This window comes from Streptomyces cinnamoneus, from assembly GCF_002939475.1.
GTDB lineage: Bacteria > Actinomycetota > Actinomycetes > Streptomycetales > Streptomycetaceae > Streptomyces > Streptomyces cinnamoneus_A.
Genome location: NZ_PKFQ01000002.1, coordinates 1 through 18,307, shown reverse-complemented (window position 1 = coordinate 18,307; position 18,307 = coordinate 1). Strand labels below are relative to the sequence as shown.

The following is an 18,307-nucleotide window of genomic DNA, read 5'->3' as shown; positions in this document are numbered from 1 at the left end:
TTCACGACGGGCGGCGTAGGCCGTCGACACATCCCGCGCCAACGGCCCCATCGACCAGCCATCACCGGCGATGTGATGGATCACCAGCACCAGCACATGCTCATCCGGCGCCACCGCGAAGAGCGACGCCCGCACGGGTATCTCGCCGGACAGGTCGAAGGGGCGCCGGGCGGCGCGCTCCACCGCCTCCGTCAACGCCTCCTCGGCCATCTCGACGACCTCGACAGCGAAGCCGGCCTCCCCGACCGACAACACCCGCTGACACGGCTCACCATCCGCCACCGGGAACACCGTGCGCAGCACCTCATGACGCCCGACGACATCCTCCAGGGCCGCCACCAGAGCGTCACGATCCAAGCCACCAGACAGACGCAAAGCCAACGGAATGTTGTATGTCGCGCTCGGCCCCTCCAACTGCCCGATGAACCACAACCGGCGCTGAGCGAACGACAACGGCACCCGCTCCGGACGCACCCCCGCACCCAACGCCACACGCCCCGGGGCGGCATGGATCACACGAGCGGCCAAGCGTGCCGGCGTGGGGTTGTCGAACAGCGTCCGCAGGGACACCTCGACCCCGAGCACAGCGCGCACCCGGCTCACCAGGCGCGTGGCGAGGAGCGAGTGACCACCCAGGGCGAAGAAGTCGTCATCGGCACCGACGACCGGCAACCCGAGCACCTCGGCGAACGCCAGACACAACAGCTCCTCCCGGGCATCAGCCGGCACCCGGCCCCCCGCACCCGCCACCTCGGCGAAGTCCGGGGCAGGCAACGCCCTGCGGTCCACCTTGCCGTTCACCGTCAGCGGCAACGCCTCCAGAACCACGAACGCAGCCGGCACCATGTACGACGGAAGCCGCTCGGCAACCTGTGCGCGCACCGCCTCGACAAGACCATCGACCTCCTGCCGCGCCGGCACCAGATAGGCCACCAGACCCTTGTCACCCGGCACGTCCTCGCGCGCCACGACGGCGGCCTGCCCGACGCCCGGGTGGGCCGTCAGCACGGCCTCGACCTCGCCCGGCTCGACCCGGAAGCCGCGGATCTTCACCTGGTCGTCCGCACGCCCCGCGAACACCAGCTGCCCGTCCGCGCCCCAGCGCGCCCGGTCCCCGGTGCGGTACATCCGCAGCCCACCGGGCTCGTACGGACACGCGACGAAGCGCTCCGCCGTCAGTCCGGGCCGGCCCGCGTACCCGCGCGTGAGCTGCGCCCCGGCCACGTACAGGTCGCCGACCACGCCCACGGGAGCGGGGCGGAGGGCGCCGTCGAGCACGAACACCTTGCTGTTCGCCACCGGCGAGCCCATCGGCACCTCCCGGCGGCCGCCGGGCTCGACGCGTCCGGCCGTCACCATCACCGTGGCCTCGGTGGGTCCGTACGTGTTGACCAGCCGCCGGCCCGCCGACCACGCCTCGGCCTGCGGCGTGGAGATCGGTTCCGCGCCGACCAGCATCGTGGAGACGCCGGCGAGATCGGCCGGGTCCAAGGTGGCCAGCAGGGAGGGCACCACGCTGGCGGACGTCACGCCCGTCTCGCGCACCATCCGCGTCAGCAGGGCGGTGTCGGTCCGCTCGGCGGACGTGGCCACCACGAGGGTGCCGCCGGCCGCCAGGGTCGCCGCGACGTCCAGCACCGAGGCGTCGAAGCTGAACGAGGCGAACTGCAGGACTCTGACGCCCGGAGCCGCGCCGAGCACCGGCCCCAGGGCCAGCGCCATGTTCAGCAGGCCGCCGTGGCGGGCGGCCACGCCCTTGGCCAGCCCCGTCGAACCCGACGTGTAGATCACGTAGGCCAGGTGCTCGGGCCCCGACGCCATCGGCAGCGGCCGGTCGGAACGCTCGGCCACCTCCTCCAGGACCCGGGGGTCGTCCAGGCACACGACGTGGTTCGCGGTCAGCCGCCGTACGAGACCGCGGTGGCCGAGCACCAGGGCGGCACCGCTGTCGGCGAGGACGAACTCAAGCCGCTCCACCGGGTACGCGGCGTCCAGGGGAACGTACGCCGCGCCGGCCTTCCACACGCCGAGGAGCGCCACGATCATGTCGACGCCCCGGGGCAGGCAGAGCCCCACGACGCTTTCCGGACCGACTCCGGCGTCCCGCAGGTAGCGGGACAGCTGGTTGGCGCGGGCGTCCAGCTCGGCGTAGGAGACCTCGTTCCCGTCGCACACCACAGCGGCCGCGCCGGGCGTACGCCCCGCCTGCGCCGCGATCAGCTCGGGCACGGTGGCCGGCGGCAGGGGGCGCTCGGTGGCGTTCCAGGTCTCGACCAGGCGAAGCGTTTCCGCCGCGTCCAGCACGTCGACCGCGCCGAGCGGCGTCTCAGGTGCCTCTTCGAGGGCGGCGACCAGACGGTCCAGGCTGGTGCGGAGCATGGCGCAGACGCGGTCCGGATCGGCTGGCGGAAGCGTCTCGACGGTCAGCAGGAACCAGTCCCCCGCGTCGTCGACGGAGACGGCCATGGGGTAGGTCGTGCGTTGCCGGGACATCAGTTCGCTGATTCCGGCGAAGGCGTCGGCGGGTGCGGTGCCGGGCTCACGGACCGCCGGCTGGCTGTACCGGTAGTTGAACATCGAGGTGAACAGCGGGCTGCCGCCGACGATGCCGCTGGCCGCCTGGGCGAGGGACAGCGGTGCGTGTTCGTGGGCCAGCAGGTCGGCGAGCTGGCCGCGCAGGCCGGTGAGCGCGTCGCCGACGCTCTGCCCGCCCACGCGGACGCGTACCGGCAGGGTGTTGATGAACAGGCCGGGGACGCGGTCGGCGCCCGTCCCCGCGTTCATCCGGCCGAACAGCACCGTGCCGAACACCACGTCGTCGCGCCCCGACACGGAGGCCAGCACCCTCGCCCACGCCAGATGGAAGACGGTCGCCGGGCTGAGCCCCCGGGAGCGCGCCGCCTCGCGTACGCGCGTGGCGAGTTGCCCCTCGACCGGCAGGCGGGCCTCGATGACGTCGGTCCCGTCGTGGTAGACGTCGAGGAGGCCGTACGGTGCGGTGGTCTCGGTGACGTCTCCGAGCAGCTCGGCGAAGTGCCGTTCGTGCTCGTCCCGGGAGACCCCGAGCCGGGCCTGCGCCACGAACTCGCGGAACGGCACCGGCTCGGGCAGGTCGGCCGCCTTGCCGGACAGGAAGGCGCGGAGCTCGCCGAGCAGCACCTCCATGGCGGTGTGGTCCTGCACCAGGTGGTGGATCCGCACCAGCGCCAGCCACCGGCCGGCGGTGCCCGGCTCGGCCGCGACGTGCACCGTCAGCAGGGGGGCACGGTCCACGGCCATCCACGAACCGGCCGCGGCCAGCAACTGGTCGGCCGGCTGCGGTCCGTCCGGAGCGAGGACGACTTCTTCGACCGGCAGTTCCACATGCCGGGACACGACCTGCACGGGCTCGCGCAGCCCCTCCCACATGACAGCGGTGCGGTAGATGTCGTGGCGGTTCACGACCCACTGGAGCGCCTGGAGGAACTCGTCGAGCCGTTCGCGCGCGTCGAAGCGGGCCACGGTGGGCGACACGTAGACGCCTCGGTCCTGGTCGGCCATGAGGTGGTGGAAGAAGACGCCTTCCTGGAGGGGGGCCAGGGGGTAGACGTCGGCGATGTTCGCGGCACCACCGGGCACGGTGGCCACGACGCAGGCCAGCTCGGCCTCGGTGAGGCCCACCAGCGGCAGCATGCCCGGCGTGATCTCCTCCGCGCCGGGCGGGATCAGGTTCGGCGGCACCTCGACCGGCCTGGGCCCGGCGACCGCCGCCAGACCAGCGGGAGTGGGCGTGGCGAACAGGGCACGCACCGAGACCGCCACACCCCGCGCCCGCAACCGCTCCACCAAGGAGACCGCCAGCAGCGAATGCCCACCGAGCGCGAAGAAGTCGTCCTCCACACCGACCGCGGGCAGACCCAGGATGTCCGCGAACGCCTGACACAACAGCTCTTCCTGAGCATCCGCAGGAGCCCGGCCCCCACCCGCGACACCAGCGAAATCAGGCGCCGGCAACGCCCCACGATCCAACTTGCCGTTACCCGTCAACGGCAACACATCCAGGACCACAAAAGCTGCCGGCACCATGTGCTGGGGCAAGGTCCGGGTGGCGAGCGCCCGCAGGGCGTCGGTCACTCCTGTGGGATCCGCGCCCTCGGCCGGGACCACGTAGCACACCAGCTGCGGGTCTCCGGCCTTGTCCTCGTGGACGGTCACGGCCACCTGTGCGGCGTCCGGGTGGGCGGTGGAGAGCACTGCCTGGACCTCGGCGGGTTCGACGCGGAAGCCGCGGATCTTCACCTGATCATCCGCACGGCCCGCGAACACCAACCGACCGTCCGCAGTCCACCGCGCCCGGTCACCCGTGCGATACATCCGCTGACCAGACACGAACGGACACGCCACGAAACGCTCCGCCGTCAGCCGCGCACGCCCCACATACCCCCGAGCCAACTGCACACCGCAGACATACAACTCCCCCACCACACCAACCGGCACCGGCCGCAACCACTCGTCCAGCACATAGGCGCACGAGTTCCCCAACGGCGCACCGATCGGCACCACACCACCAGCAACCGTCGCCGCGTCCAAACGACCGGCGACCACACCAACCGTCGCCTCCGTCGGACCATAGTGATTGAACACCGCCACATCACCAGCGGCATCCAACCACTCCCCCACCCAGCTCGAACGAGCCGACTCACCCCCCACCACCAACGACCGAGCAGGAACCAACCCCGCCAGACCACCCACCGCACCCAGCGCCGCCAAATGCGACGGCACCACCTTCACACAATCGATCTCATGCTCAGCCACATACGCAGCCACCACCCCAGGGTCGGTCACCGCCTGCGCATCCAGCACATGCAGCACCCCACCCGAAACCAAACTCGCGAACACCACCGTGTTCCCCAAGTCCGTCACCTGAGGCTGCAACAACGCATACCGCACCCCCACGCCACCGAACCCCACGCGCCCCGGCACCACCGCCACATAATTCGCCAGCCCCCCATGCGTCACCGCCACACCCTTCGGCAACCCAGAAGAACCCGACGTATACACCACATACGCCAACCCACCCCCACGCCACACCACCGGAGGCGCAGTATCGGGGTGCGTTGCCAGGGCCGCCTCGACAGCCGGATCGTCCACCGTCACGACCGACACACCCGACGGCACAGCGCCTTCCAGCGATTCCAGCGCCTCACGGGTGCCGACCAGTACGGAGGCGCCGCTGTCGGTGAGCATGAAAGCCACCCGCTCCACGGGATACTCCGCATCCACCGGCACATACGCGCCCCCGGCCTTCCACACCCCCAAAACCGCCGCCACCATCTCCACACCACGCGGCAGACACAACCCCACGACGCTTTCCAGCCCCACACCGGCAGCACGCAGAACACCCGCCAGAGCATCCGCCCGCCCATCAAGCTCGCGATAGCTCAACCGCACATCCCCACACACCACCGCCACCGCATCCGGCGTCCGCGCCACCTGCGCCGCGAACAACTCCGGGACGGTCACCGCCGGGGCTTCCAGCGCGGTGTCGTTCCACTCCTCCAGAACTCGCTGCCGCTCGGGCGGCGTCAGCACTTCCAGGGCGGACAGCCGGGTGTCCGGTGCCTCGACGACCGTGGACAGCACCCGTACCAGCCAGTCGGAGATCCGGGCGGCCGTGGCACGGTCGAAGAGGTCCGTCGACGCGACCAAGGCGCCGTGCAGGCCGCCGGGAGTGCCGTCGGGGGCGAAGGACTCACTCAAGTTCACGTCCAGATCGAACTTCGCCGCTCCCACCTCCGCGGACAACGGCTCACTCCGCACCCCCGGCAACAGCGCAGAACCCTCACCCCCCACCACCGAGCCCGTGTTCTGCACCGTGAGCATCACCTGGAACAACGGATGCCGCGCCAACGAACGAACCGGCGCCAACTCCTCCACCAACTTCTCAAACGGCACATCCTGCCGCTCATACGCCGCCAGACTCGTCTCCCGCACCCTCCCCAACACCTCAGCCAACGACGGATCACCCGACAACTCCGTCCGCATCACCAACGTATTGACGAAGAAACCAACCAACCCCTCCAACGCCTGATCCGTACGCCCCGCCACCGACGCACCAATCGGCACATCAACACCCGCACCCACCTTCGACAACAACACCGCCAACGCCGCCTGCACCACCATGAACAGCGTCACACCCTCAGCCCGCGCCATACGCAGGAGGGCTTGATGCACGTCAGCCGGTACGTCGACCCGCGCGACGTACCCACGGTGGGAAGACTCCGCCGGCCGCGGCCGATCCACCGGCAGCTCCAGCTCCTCCGGCGCCCCCGCCAACGCCTCACGCCAATAGGCCACCTGCCGCGAGATCACACTCTCGGGGTCACCCTCATCGCCCAGCAACTCACGCTGCCACAGCGCGTAATCCGCGTACTGCACCGGCAACGCCGACCACCCAGGCTCGCCACCAGCACACCGCGCCGCGTACGCCACCGACACATCCCGCGCCAACGGCCCCATCGACCAGCCGTCACCAGCGATGTGATGCAACACCAGCACCAGCACATGCTCATCCGGCGCCACCGCGAACAACCACGCCCGCACCGGAACCTCGCCGGACAGGTCGAAGGCATGCCGAGAGGCGCGGTCCACCGCCTCCGTCAACGCCTCCTCGGCCACCTCGGCGACCTCGACAGCGAACCCGGCCTCCCCGACCGACAACACCCGCTGACACGGCTCACCGTCCACCACCGGGAACACCGTGCGCAGCACCTCATGACGCCCCACGACATCCCCCAGCGCCGCCACCAGAGCGTCACGATCCAACCCACCAGACAGACGCAAGGCGAGGGGAATGTTGTAGGTGGCACTCGGCCCCTCCAACTGCCCGATGAACCACAACCGCCGCTGCGCGAACGACAACGGCACCCGCTCCGGACGCACCCCCGCACCCAACGCCACACGCCCCGGCTCCGCCTGCACCAACCGTGCGGCCAGACCCGACGGTGTGGGGCACTCGAACAGCGCCCGCAAGGGCACCTCGACGCCGAGCACCGACCGCAGACGGCTCACCAGGCGCGTCGCCGACAACGACTGGCCGCCGAGCAGGAAGTAGTTGTCGTCCACTCCGACGTGGTCGAGACCCAGGACGGTGGCGAACTCGGCGCAGAGGATCTCCTCCACCGCGTTGGCGGGTGCCCGGCCGGCGGGCCGGGCGGCGGTCGCGTGGTCGAGGGCGGGCAGCGCCGCGCGGTCCAGGTGTCCGTCCGTCGTCGACGGCAGCGCGTCGATCAGCACGATGTCGGCGGGCTGGAGGTGCTGCGGCAGACGCCCCACCGCGTATCCGCGCAGGGCGTCGGCCAGGCCGCCGCCGTCCGTGTGCGCGCCCTGGCCGGCGGCCTCGAGGTAGGCGACCAGGCGTTCGCCACCGGCGGCGTCCTCGCGGACGGCCACGGCCGCGCGGGCCACCCGGGGGTGGGCGGCGAGCACGGCCTCGATCTCGCCGGGCTCCACCCGGAACCCACCGAGGCGGAGCTGCTCGCCGGCGCGCCCGAGGTGTTCCAGCCGCCCGTCCGCAGTCCAGCGCACCCGGTCCCCGGTGCGGTACATCCGCTCGTCCGGATCTGCCGCGAAGGGGCACGGGAGGGCGGTGGTTCCGCGCCGGGCCGTCACGTACAGGTCCCCGACCACCCCGACGGGCACGGGACGCAGGGTCTCGTCGAGCACGAACGCGCGCGTGCCCGTCGTGGCGGCCGCGTCGTCCCGCCTCCGTGGCGTGGGCCACGCGCGCGTGCTCCACTCTTCGACCAGTCGCCTCACGGTGGCGGCATCCAGCACGTCCACCGCCGCAAGCGGCGTGACGCCGTCCTCCTCCAGAGCCGTGACGAGGTTGCCGAGGGCGGTGTGCAGCAGGGTGCACACGTGGCGGGGGTCGGCCGGAGTCGTGGCGTCGACGGTGATGGCGAAGTCGGTCTCACCGACGTCGATGGAGACGGTGAGCGGGTAGTTGCTGAGGTCGCGGTAGGACAGGACGCTCATGCCGCGCAGGGCTGTGCTCTGTTCCCGGGGGGCGTCCTGGTTGTGCCGGTAGTTGAAGAGCGAGGTGAACAGCGGGGTGCCGCCGGGCAGGCCGCTGGCGCTCTGGGCCACGGTCAGCGGGGCGTGCTCGTGCACCATCAGATCGGCGAGCTGCCCCCGCATCCCCGCCAGGGCCTCCCCGACACTCTGCCCCTTCACGCGGACCCGTACGGGCAGGGTGTTGATGAACAGACCGGGGACGCGGTCGGCACCCGCCCCCGCGTTCATCCGCCCGAACAACACCGTCCCGAACACCACGTCGTCACGGCCCGAAACCGTCGCCAGCACCCGCGCCCACGCCAGATGGAACACCGTCGCCGGACTCACCCCCAACGACCGCGCCACCTCCCGCAACCGCCCGGCAAGCGCATCCTCCACCGGCAGGTGGGCCTGCGTGACCTCGCTTCCGTCGCTGTGCACGTCGAACAGGCCGAACGGCGCCGTCGTCTCCTCGACGTCCCCCAGCAGTCCGGCGAAGTAGCGCTCGTGGGCGGCGGGGGCGACCCCCAGCCGTGCCTGGGCGACGAACTCGCGGAACGGCAGCGGCTCCGGCAGCTCGTCGGTCGTACCGGAGAGGAAGGCGCGCAGCTCTCCCAGCAGCACGTCCAGGGCCGTGTGGTCCTGCACCAGGTGGTGGATGCGCACCAGCGCCAGCCACCGGCCCTCGGCGGTGCCCGGCTCGGCCGCGACGCGGACGGTCATCAGGGGCGCGCGGCCGAGGTCCATCCGCGAGCCGTCCGCCGCCTGCAGTTGCTCGGCAGGGTCCCCGCCGTCCGCGTCCAGGACGACTTCCTCCACCGGAAGCTCCGCCTCCCGGACCACCACCTGGACCGGCTCGCGCAGCCCTTCCCACAGGATCGCCGTGCGGTAGATGTCGTGGCGGTCCACCACCCAGCGCAGGGCCGCGACGAACTCGTCCAGGCGTTCACGGGTCGCGAACTCCACCACGGTCGGGGTGGCGTAGACGTCTCCCCCTTCCCGGTCGGACATGAGGTGGTGGAAGAACATGCCCTCTTGCAGGGGGGCCAGCGGATAGACGTCGGCGACGTTCGCGGCGCCGCCCGGCACCGCGGCCACGACCCGTGCGATCTCCGCCTCGGTCAGCTCCACCAGCGGCAGCATCTCCGGCGTGATCTCGCTCGTCCCGATGGGGATGCGGTTCGGCGGCACCACGACCTGCCCGGGCCCGGCCACCGCCGCCAACCCGGCCGGCGTCGGCGTCGCGAACAGCGCACGCACCGACACCGACACGCCTCGCTCACGCAGCCACTCGACCAGTGAGACCACCAGGAGCGAGTGCCCGCCGAGCGCGAAGAAGTCGTCCTCCACGCCGACCGCGGGCACGCTCAGCACCTCGGCGAACGCCCGGCACAGCAGCTCTTCCCGCGGGTTGGCCGGGGGGCGTCCGGGGCCCACGGCTCCCGTGAAGTCCGGTGCCGGCAGGGCCTTTCGGTCGAGCTTGCCGTTCACCGTCAACGGCAGGGCGTCAAGCACCATCACCGCGGACGGCACCATGTAGGACGGCAACCGCTCCGCCGCGAGACCACGCGCCGACTCACCCAGGTCACCGATGCCGGCACCCGCCGGCACCACGTAACCGACCAGCCGCTTCTCGCCTGGGACGTCCTCGCGCACCACGACCGCCGCCTGATCGACGCCCGGGTGGGCGCCGAGCACGGCTTCGACCTCGCCCGGCTCGATGCGGAAGCCACGGATCTTCACCTGGTCGTCCGCACGCCCCGCGAACACCAGGTCCCCGTCGGGGGACCAGCGCACCCGGTCGCCGGTGCGGTACATCCGCTGTCCGGGCTCGAACGGGCAGGCCACGAACCGCTCACCCGTCAACCCCGGACGGCCGAGGTATCCCCGCGCCAGGCCGGTCCCCGTCGCGTACAGGTCACCCATCACGCCCGGCGGAACCGGATGCAGCGAGTCGTCCAGCACGTACACGCGCGTGTTCGCGATCGGCCGGCCGACCGGCACGGCGCCGCCATCCGTCACGGCGTCCGAGCGGCACTGCCAGACAGCGGTGTTGACGGTCGTCTCCGTCGGTCCGTAGCTGTTGAACATCGTCCGGCCGTCGGCCGTCCAGCGCTGTACGAGCTCCGGCGTGCAGGCCTCACCACCCACGTCCAGAACGAACGCCGGATCCAGGCCGCCTTCCGGAATCGTGGCCACCACCGACGGCGGCAAGGTCGCGTGCGTGACCCCCTGCTCCCGCAGGAACCGCGCGAAGTCCGCTCCCACCCGCTGGTCGGGTGGCACGACGACCAGAGCGGACCCCGACAGCAGTGCCAGCAGCCACTCCTCGCAGAACATGTCGAAGCCCGCCGAGGCGAACTGCGCGACCCGGCATCCCGGTCCCACACCGAACCGGTCGTGGCTCAGCGACAGGTTCGCGAACCCGCCGTGCGAGATCACCACGCCCTTGGGCCGGCCCGTCGACCCGGAGGTGTACAGCACATACGCCGGATGGCCGGCCGACAGCACACCAAGCCGGTCCTCATGCCCAACCGGCGCCCCCGACAACCCCAGCAACTCGCCACTCACCCCGGGGTCGTCCATCACCACCACCGGCACGGCCCCACCCGCACGAACGACCCCAGCCGACGCCTGGTCGGTGAGCACCACCACCGGCGCCGCGTCCCCCAGCACGAACCCGACCCGCTCCACCGGCAACCCGGCATCCACACTCAGATACGCCCCACCAGCCTTGAGCACCGCCAAAATCGCCACCAACAACTCAGGCGAACGACCCAACACCACACCAACAACCGACTCCGGCCCCACCCCACGACCGATCAACACCCGGGCCAAACGATTCGCCCGCTCGTCCAACTCCCCATACGACACCTCACGACCACCACACACCACCGCAACCGCACCCGGCGTCCGCGCCACCTGCGCGGCGAACAGTTCCGGGACGGTCACCGCCGGGGCTTCCCGCGCGCTGTCGTTCCACTCCACCAGCACCCGCCGGCGCTCGGCCTCGCTCAGAACCCCCACCGCGCTCAGCCGGGTCCGGGGGGCTTCGGCCATCGTCTCCAGGACACGGACCACCCAGCCGGCCAAGCGCTCGACCGTGTCGGCGGTGAACAGGTCCGCCGCCCCGATGAGCATGCCCTGGAGCCCGGCCGGCCGGCCCTCTTCGTCGAAGGCCTCGGCGAGTCCGAGGTCGAGGTCGAACTCGCCCATGTCGTGGACCCGGGGCAGCATCTCGGCCCGCAGTCCGGGCAGCAGGAGGGCGGAGCCACCGCCGGTCCCGGACACCAGGTCGGCGCTCTGGGCCGTGACCATGACCTGGAACAGCGGGTGCCGGGCCAGCGAGCGGGCCGGCGCCAGGTCCTCGACCAGTTTCTCGAACGGCACGTCCTGGTGTCCGAACGCGTCGAGCGCGGTCTCGCGCACCCGCGAGAGGATCTCGGTGAAGGTGGGGTCGCCGGACAGGTCCGAGCGGATCACCACGGTGTTGACGAAGCAGCCGACCAGCTCGTCCAGGGCCTCGTCGGTGCGTCCGGCGATCACCGAGCCGATGGGGATGTCCGTGCCGGCGCCGAGGCGGGAGAGCAACGCCGCCATTCCGGCGTGCAGCACCATGAACAGCGTCGCCCCGTGCTCGCGGGCCAGCTCGGCCAGCCGTCGGTGGGTGTCGGCGGAGAGGGACAGGCCGACCGCGTGTCCCTGGTACGAGGCCTGGGTGGGGCGCGGACGGTCGAAGGGGAGCTCCAGCTCCTGCGGCGCGCCGGCGAGGGTCCGGCGCCAGTAGGCGACCTGTTCGGAGAGCACGCTGTCCGGGTCGGTCTCGTCGCCGAGCAGCTCGCGCTGCCAGAGCGCGTAGTCCGCGTACTGCACCGGTAACGGCGACCACCGGGGCTCGTCACCGGAGCGCCGGGCGGTGTACGCCACCGACACGTCCCGCGCCAGCGGGCCCACCGACCAGCCGTCGCCGGCGATGTGGTGCAGGAGCAGCACCAGGACGTGCTCGTCCGGCGCGACCGCGAACAGCCACGCCCGCACGGGGATCTCCACGGCGAAGTCGAAGGCGTACTCGGTTGCGCGCCGGACCGCGTCCGCGAGTTCCTCGGCCGCCACCTCGGTGACCGACAGCTCGAACCCGGCCTCCTCGACCGGCAGCACCCGCTGGTGCGGCTCGCCGTCTGCCATCGGGAAGATGGTGCGCAGGACCTCGTGGCGGGCGACGACGTCCCCTAGGGCCGCGGCCAGCGCGTCCCGGTCCAGCTCACCGGACAGGCGCAGGACGAGGGGGATGTTGTAGGTGGCGCTCGGCCCCTCCAACTGCCCGAGGAACCACAACCGGCGCTGCGCGAACGACAACGGGATCATCAGAACTCCTCTTGGTTACGCATGGGCCGCAGCGTCGGCCGGTTTCGTTTCGTCGTCTTGCGCCCGCCGGCCTGTGCCGCGATCCAGGCCGCGAGGGCGGAGCAGGTGGGGTTCTCGAAGAGGACGCGCAGGGAGACGTCGATGCCCGCCAGTGCCCTCAGGCGGCTGAGCAACCGGGTGGCGAGCAGCGAGTGGCCGCCCAGGGCGAAGAAGTCGTCGTCGGCTCCGACCTTCGGCAGTCCGAGGGTGTCCGCGTAGACGCCGCAGACGAGTTCTTCCTCGGGTGTGGCCGGGGCGCGCCCCGTGCTCGTCGCGGCGGCGCCGTAGTCGGGAGCCGGCAGTGCCCGGTGGTCGAGCTTGCCGTTGACCGTCAGGGGAAGGGTGTCGAGGACCGTGAACGCGGCGGGGAGCATGTACCGCGGCAGCCGCTCGGCAGTGTGGGCGCGCACGGTGTCGACGAGGTCGTCGGGGTCCTGTCGGGACGGGACCAGGTAGGCGACCAGGCGTTTGTCGCCCGGTACGTCCTCGCGCACGAGGACCGCGGCCTGGGCGACGCCCGGGTGGGCGGCGAGCACCGCCTCCACCTCGCCCGGCTCGATCCGGAACCCCCGGATCTTCACCTGGTCGTCCGCACGCCCCGCGAAGTCGAGCTGCCCGTCCGCACGCCACCGCGCCCGGTCCCCCGTGCGGTACATCCGCCCGCCCGGCTCGAGGGGGTCCGCCACGAACCGCTGGGCGGTGTGCGCCGGGCGGCCGAGGTAGCCGCGTGCCACTCCCGGCCCGGCGACGTAGACCTCGCCGACCACTCCGGGGGGTACCGGGCGGAGGGTGTCGTCGAGGACGTAGACGCGGGTGTTGACGATCGGACGGCCGATCGGCGGCACCTCACCCCCCACCACCGCATCACTCAACGTGCACAACACCGTCACCTCGGTCGGACCATACGCATTCACCAACCGACGCCCCACCGACCACCGAGACGCCAACCCCGCAGAACACACCTCCGCCCCCACCACCAACGTCTCCAGCACATCCCCCACCGGCACCGGAACCGTCGCCAACACACTCGGCGGAATCAACCCATGCGTCACCCCCTCACCCACCAACACACCCGCCAACTCCTCACCCGCCAAACCACCACCCCCCTCCGGCACCACCAACACAGCCCCCGACCCCAACGCCATCACCAACTCCATCACCGACGCGTCAAACCCCGGCGACGCCAACAACACCACCCGACACCCCACACCCACCCCAAACGCATCCCCCTGCGCCACCGCCAAACCCGGCACACCCCCATGCGACACCACCACACCCTTAGGCCGACCCGTCGACCCCGACGTATAGATCACATAGGCGGCGTTCGCCGGGGAGGGCGGCGTGAGGGTGCACTGCGCGCCGTCGTCCGTCTCCTGGTCGTCGAGCAGGAACAGCAGTTCCGGGTCGACCGGCGCGCGCTCCGCCGTGTCGCCCGAGACGACCACGAGGACCGGCCGTGCGTCGTCGAACACGAACCGGACGCGGTCGGCCGGATAGGCGGGATCCACGGGGAGGAACGCGGCTCCCGTCTTCGTCACCGCCAGCAGTGTCACGGCCAGCTCGACCGACTGGGGCAGCACGACGGCCACCAGCTTCTCCGGTCCCGCGCCCCGGCGTGCGAGCCGCTGCGCGAGCCGGTCGGCGCGGGCGTCCAGCTGGCTGTAGGTGAGGACCGTGTCTCCGGAGCGCACGGCCACGGCCGAGGGTGAACGACGCACCTGGTCGGCGAAGAGCTCCGGCAGGGTCGTGGCCTCGATCGTCCGCTCAGGGCCGGTGCTCCAGTCCAGCACGGTGCGTCGTTCTTGTGGCGTCATCGCGTCCACGCGGCTCAGAGGGCGCTCGGGGTCGGCGACGACGCTTTCCAGCAGGTGCAGCAGCCGGTCGGCCAGCGCCTGGACCGTCGGTCGGTCGAACAGATCGGTGGCGAACTGGAGCACGCCGCCCATTCCGGCGGGCGCCCCGTCGGCGTCCGTGCTCTCGGCGAGGTTGAGCGTCAGGTCGTACCTGGTGGTCCCCTCTTCGAGGGGCTCGGCGCGTACCGCGAGTCCGGGCAGTCGCAGCGCGCTGTCCGGGGTGTTCTGGACGGCGAGGGTCACCTGGAAGAGGGGGTGCCGCGCGACGGACCGCTCGGGGGCGAGCGTCTCCACGACGTGTTCGAACGGCACGTCCTGGTGCGCGAACGCGGCCAGGTCCGTGCCGCGCACACGCCGCAGCAGTTCACGGAACCCCGGGTCTCCCGACAGGTCGGTGCGCAGGACCAGCATGTTGACGAAGAAGCCGACCAGGTCGTCGAGGGCGTCGTCCATCCGGCCGGCGAGGGGGCTGCCGATCGGGATGTCGTCGCCCGCCCCCAGTTTGCTGAGCAGCGCGGCGAGCGCCGCCTGCATCACCATGAAGACGGTGACGTTCTCCGCCTGGGCCAGCGCCACGATGCGGCGGTGGAGGTCCGCGCCGATGTCGACGGCCACCTCGTCCCCGCGGTGGGTCGCGACGGAGGGACGAGGGCGGTCGGCCGGCAGAGCGATCTCCTCGGGCGCTCCAGCCAGCGCGTCCTGCCAGTAGGCCAGCTGCTGGGACAGCACACTGTCCGGATCTCGGGGGTCGCCGAGCAGGTCGCGCTGCCAGAGCGCGTAGTCCGCGTACTGCACGGGCAGGGGCGGCCATTGCGGCGCGTGCCCGTCCAGACGGGCGGTGTACGCCACCGACAAGTCCCTGGCCAGCACTCCCGTCGACCACCCGTCGGTCGCGCCGTGGTGGACGGCCAGGACGAACACGTGGTGGTCGGGGGCGAGGGCGAACAGCCACGTCCGGATCGGGATCTCCGTGGCGAGGTCGAAGGTGTGGCCCGTCGTACGGGCCGTCTGCCCGGCAAGGTCCGCCGGCGCGATCTCGATCACCGGCATGGCGACGTCCGTCTCGTCGGCCGGCAGGATCAGCTGGAAGGGCTCCCCGTCGTGCCCGGTGCCGGGCTCGTGCCCGGTGCCGTCGCTGAGCGGCAGCACGGTGCGCAGCACCTCGTGGCGGCCGACCACGTCCCGTACGGCCGCGGCGAGGGCCTCCCTGTTCAGCGGGCCGGTGAGCCGGAGAGCGGTGGTGTTGGTGTAGGTGGCGCTCGAGCCGTCCAGCTGGCCCATGAACCAGAGCCGCTGCTGTGCGAACGACAGCGGGAGACGCTCGGGGCGCTTCCCGGCGCGCAGCGGGGCCCGGCGCGGTGCGGTCCGTACGAGGCCGGTGCGGGCCAGGTGGCCGGCGAGGCCCGCCGGGGTGGGGTGCTCGAACAGCGCGCGCAGCGGTACTTCCGCACCGAGGACGGACCGCAGCCGGCTGATGAGCCGCGTCGCCAGGAGCGAGTGCCCACCGAGCAGGAAGTAGTTGTCGTGCACGCCGACGCTGTCGCGCCCCAGCATGTGGGCGAACTCGGCGCACAGCAGGGACTCGAGGTCGTCGGCCGGCGCACGGTCGGCGGCCGTGGCGTCGGCACCGTCAGGCCGGCCTTCGGGGGCGGCCTCGCCCGGGGCGCCGAGGCGTTCCAGCACGCCGTCGGGCGTCCAGCGTGCCCGCTCCCCGGTGCGGTGCATGCGACGCCCGGCCGGCCCGAACGGGCAGGCGACGAGGTCGGCCTCGGCCGGCTCGTCCTGGCCGGCGGGTCCGGGCCGTGCGTCCGGACCGGGGGCGGGCTCCGCCACGTACAGCTCACCGACCGCGCCGTACGGCACCGGCGAGAGGAAACCGTCGAGCACGTACGCCCGCGGTGCGGCCGTCGCCGGGCCGCCGACGGGAGCGGCACCGTCGGTCAGCCGGCGGCGCAGCGGCGCGTCCAGGACGTCCACCGCGGCGAGCCTCGTGTCGGGCGCCTCTGCCAGCGCGGTCACGAGGTTCGCCAAAGCGGTGTGCACCAGCCCGCAGACCTGGCCGGCGTCCACCGGCGCCACCGCGTCGACGGTCAGGGCGAAGCCGGCTCCGTCGTCGTCGACGGACACGGTGAGGGGGAAGTTGTTGCCCTCGCGGTCGAAGAGGGTCGCGACCCCTTCGATCGCCGAGCCGGCCTGCTGGGACGACGGCCGGGAGTGGCGGTAGTTGAGCAGTGAGGTGAAGAGGGCCCCGTTCCCGGGTATCCCGGCGGCCCGCTGGGCCGCGGCGAGGGGAGCGTGCTCGTGCACCAACAGGTCGGCGAGCTGGCCGCGCATGCCGGCCAGCGCCTCGCCCACGCTCCGTCCCTTCACGGGGACCCGCACCGGCAGGGTGTTGATGAACAGGCCGGGGACGCGGTCGGCGCCTGCGCCCGCGTTCATCCGGCCGAACAGCACCGTGCCGAACACCACGTCGTCGCGCTCCGACACGGCCGCCAGGACACGCGCCCACGCCAGATGGAAGACGGTCGCCGGACTGACTCCCAGCGACCGCGCCACCTCCCGCACCCTCCCGGCCAGGGCTTCGTCCACGTCCAGCCGGTCCCGCGCGACCGCGGACCCGGCGCCGTGCACGTCGAGCAGGCCGTAGGGGGCGGTGGTCCCGGTCACGTCCCCCAGCAGTGCGGCGAAGTACCGCTCGTGCTCCTGCTCCGTCGTTCCGAAGCGGGCCTGCGCGACGAACTCGCGGAAGGGCAGGGGGGCGGGCAGCTCGTCGCTGTCGCCGGCCAGGAAGGCGCGCAGCTCCCCCAGCAGCACGTCGAGCGCGGTGTGGTCCTGCACCAGATGATGGATACGGACCAGCGCCAGCCACCGGCCGGTGCCCGGCTCGGCAGCGGTGTGCGCCGTCAGCAGCGGAGCGCGGTCGAGAGCCATCCAGGACCCGGCGCGGGACATCAGTTGGCCGGCGGCGTCGTCGGCGCTGTCGAGGGCGACCTCCGTCACCGGCAGGTCCACGTGCCGGGCCACGACCTGGACGGGCTCGCGCAGTCCCTCCCACACAATGGCGGTGCGGTAGATGTCGTGGCGGTCCACCACCCACTGGAGTGCCGTGAGGAAACCGTCCAGCCGCTCACGCGTGTCAAAGGCCAGGACGAACGGCAGGACGTACACGTCGCCGCTGTCCTGGTCGGCCATGAGGTGATGGAAGAAGATGCCTTCCTGGAGCGGGGCCAGGGGGTAGACGTCGGCCACGTTGGCCGCGCCGCCCGGTACGGACACGGTCACGGTCGCGAGCTCCGCCTCGGTCAGGTCCACCAGCGGCAGCATCTCCGGTGTGACCTCGCTCGTCCCGATGGGGATGCGGTTCGGCGGCACCACGACCTGCCCGGGCCCGGCCACCGCCGCCAACCCGGCCGGCGTCGGCGTCGCGAACAGAGCACGCACCGACACCGATACACCACGGGCCCGCAGCCACTCCACCAGCGAGACGGCCAGCAGCGAATGCCCACCGAGAGAGAAGAAGTCGTCGTCGACACCCACGACCGGCAGACCGAGCACCTCGGCGAACGCCTCGCACAGCAGCTCTTCCTGAGCGTTGGCGGGGGCGCGGCCCGTGGTGCCCGGGGCGGTCGCTGCGGAGTCCGGTGCTGGCAGCGCAGCGCGGTCGAGCTTGCTGTTGGCGGTCAGCGGCAGGGCGTCCAGGAGCGTGATCGCGGCGGGCATCATGTACGAGGGCAACCGGTCGGCGACGTACCGGCGTACGACGTCGGCGAGGTCGTCGGTGCCGTGATCCGCGGGCACGAGGTAGGCGGCCAGGCGCTTGTCGCCGGGGGTGTCCTCGCGGACCGTGACCGCCGCCTGGGCCACGCGGGGGTGGGCCGCGATGACGCTCTCGATCTCGCCGGGTTCGACGCGGAAGCCACGGATCTTGACCTGGTCATCAACCCGACCGGCAAACACCAACTGCCCGTCCGCAGTCCACCGCACCCGGTCCCCCGTGCGATACATCCGCTCACCCG

2 protein-coding genes (1 of these 2 cut by a window edge) are annotated in these 18,307 nt (G+C 71.9%); both read right to left on the bottom strand.

Going from position 1 to position 18,307, the window contains the following annotated elements; genetic code table 11:
• A protein-coding gene (locus tag CYQ11_RS28295) for a non-ribosomal peptide synthetase (RefSeq protein WP_104651133.1) crosses the window boundary here: on the bottom strand, window positions 1-12,399 show its 5' portion. 9,996 nt of this gene lie to the left of the window's left edge; 12,399 of the gene's 22,395 nt are visible here — the first part of the coding sequence; it begins with the start codon at window positions 12,397-12,399; its stop codon lies beyond the left edge, outside the window.
• Window positions 12,399-18,307 (bottom strand): non-ribosomal peptide synthetase (locus CYQ11_RS28290; RefSeq protein WP_146104760.1); only part of this gene is annotated, 5,909 nt, incomplete at its 5' end. The genes CYQ11_RS28295 and CYQ11_RS28290, both read right to left, overlap by 1 nt.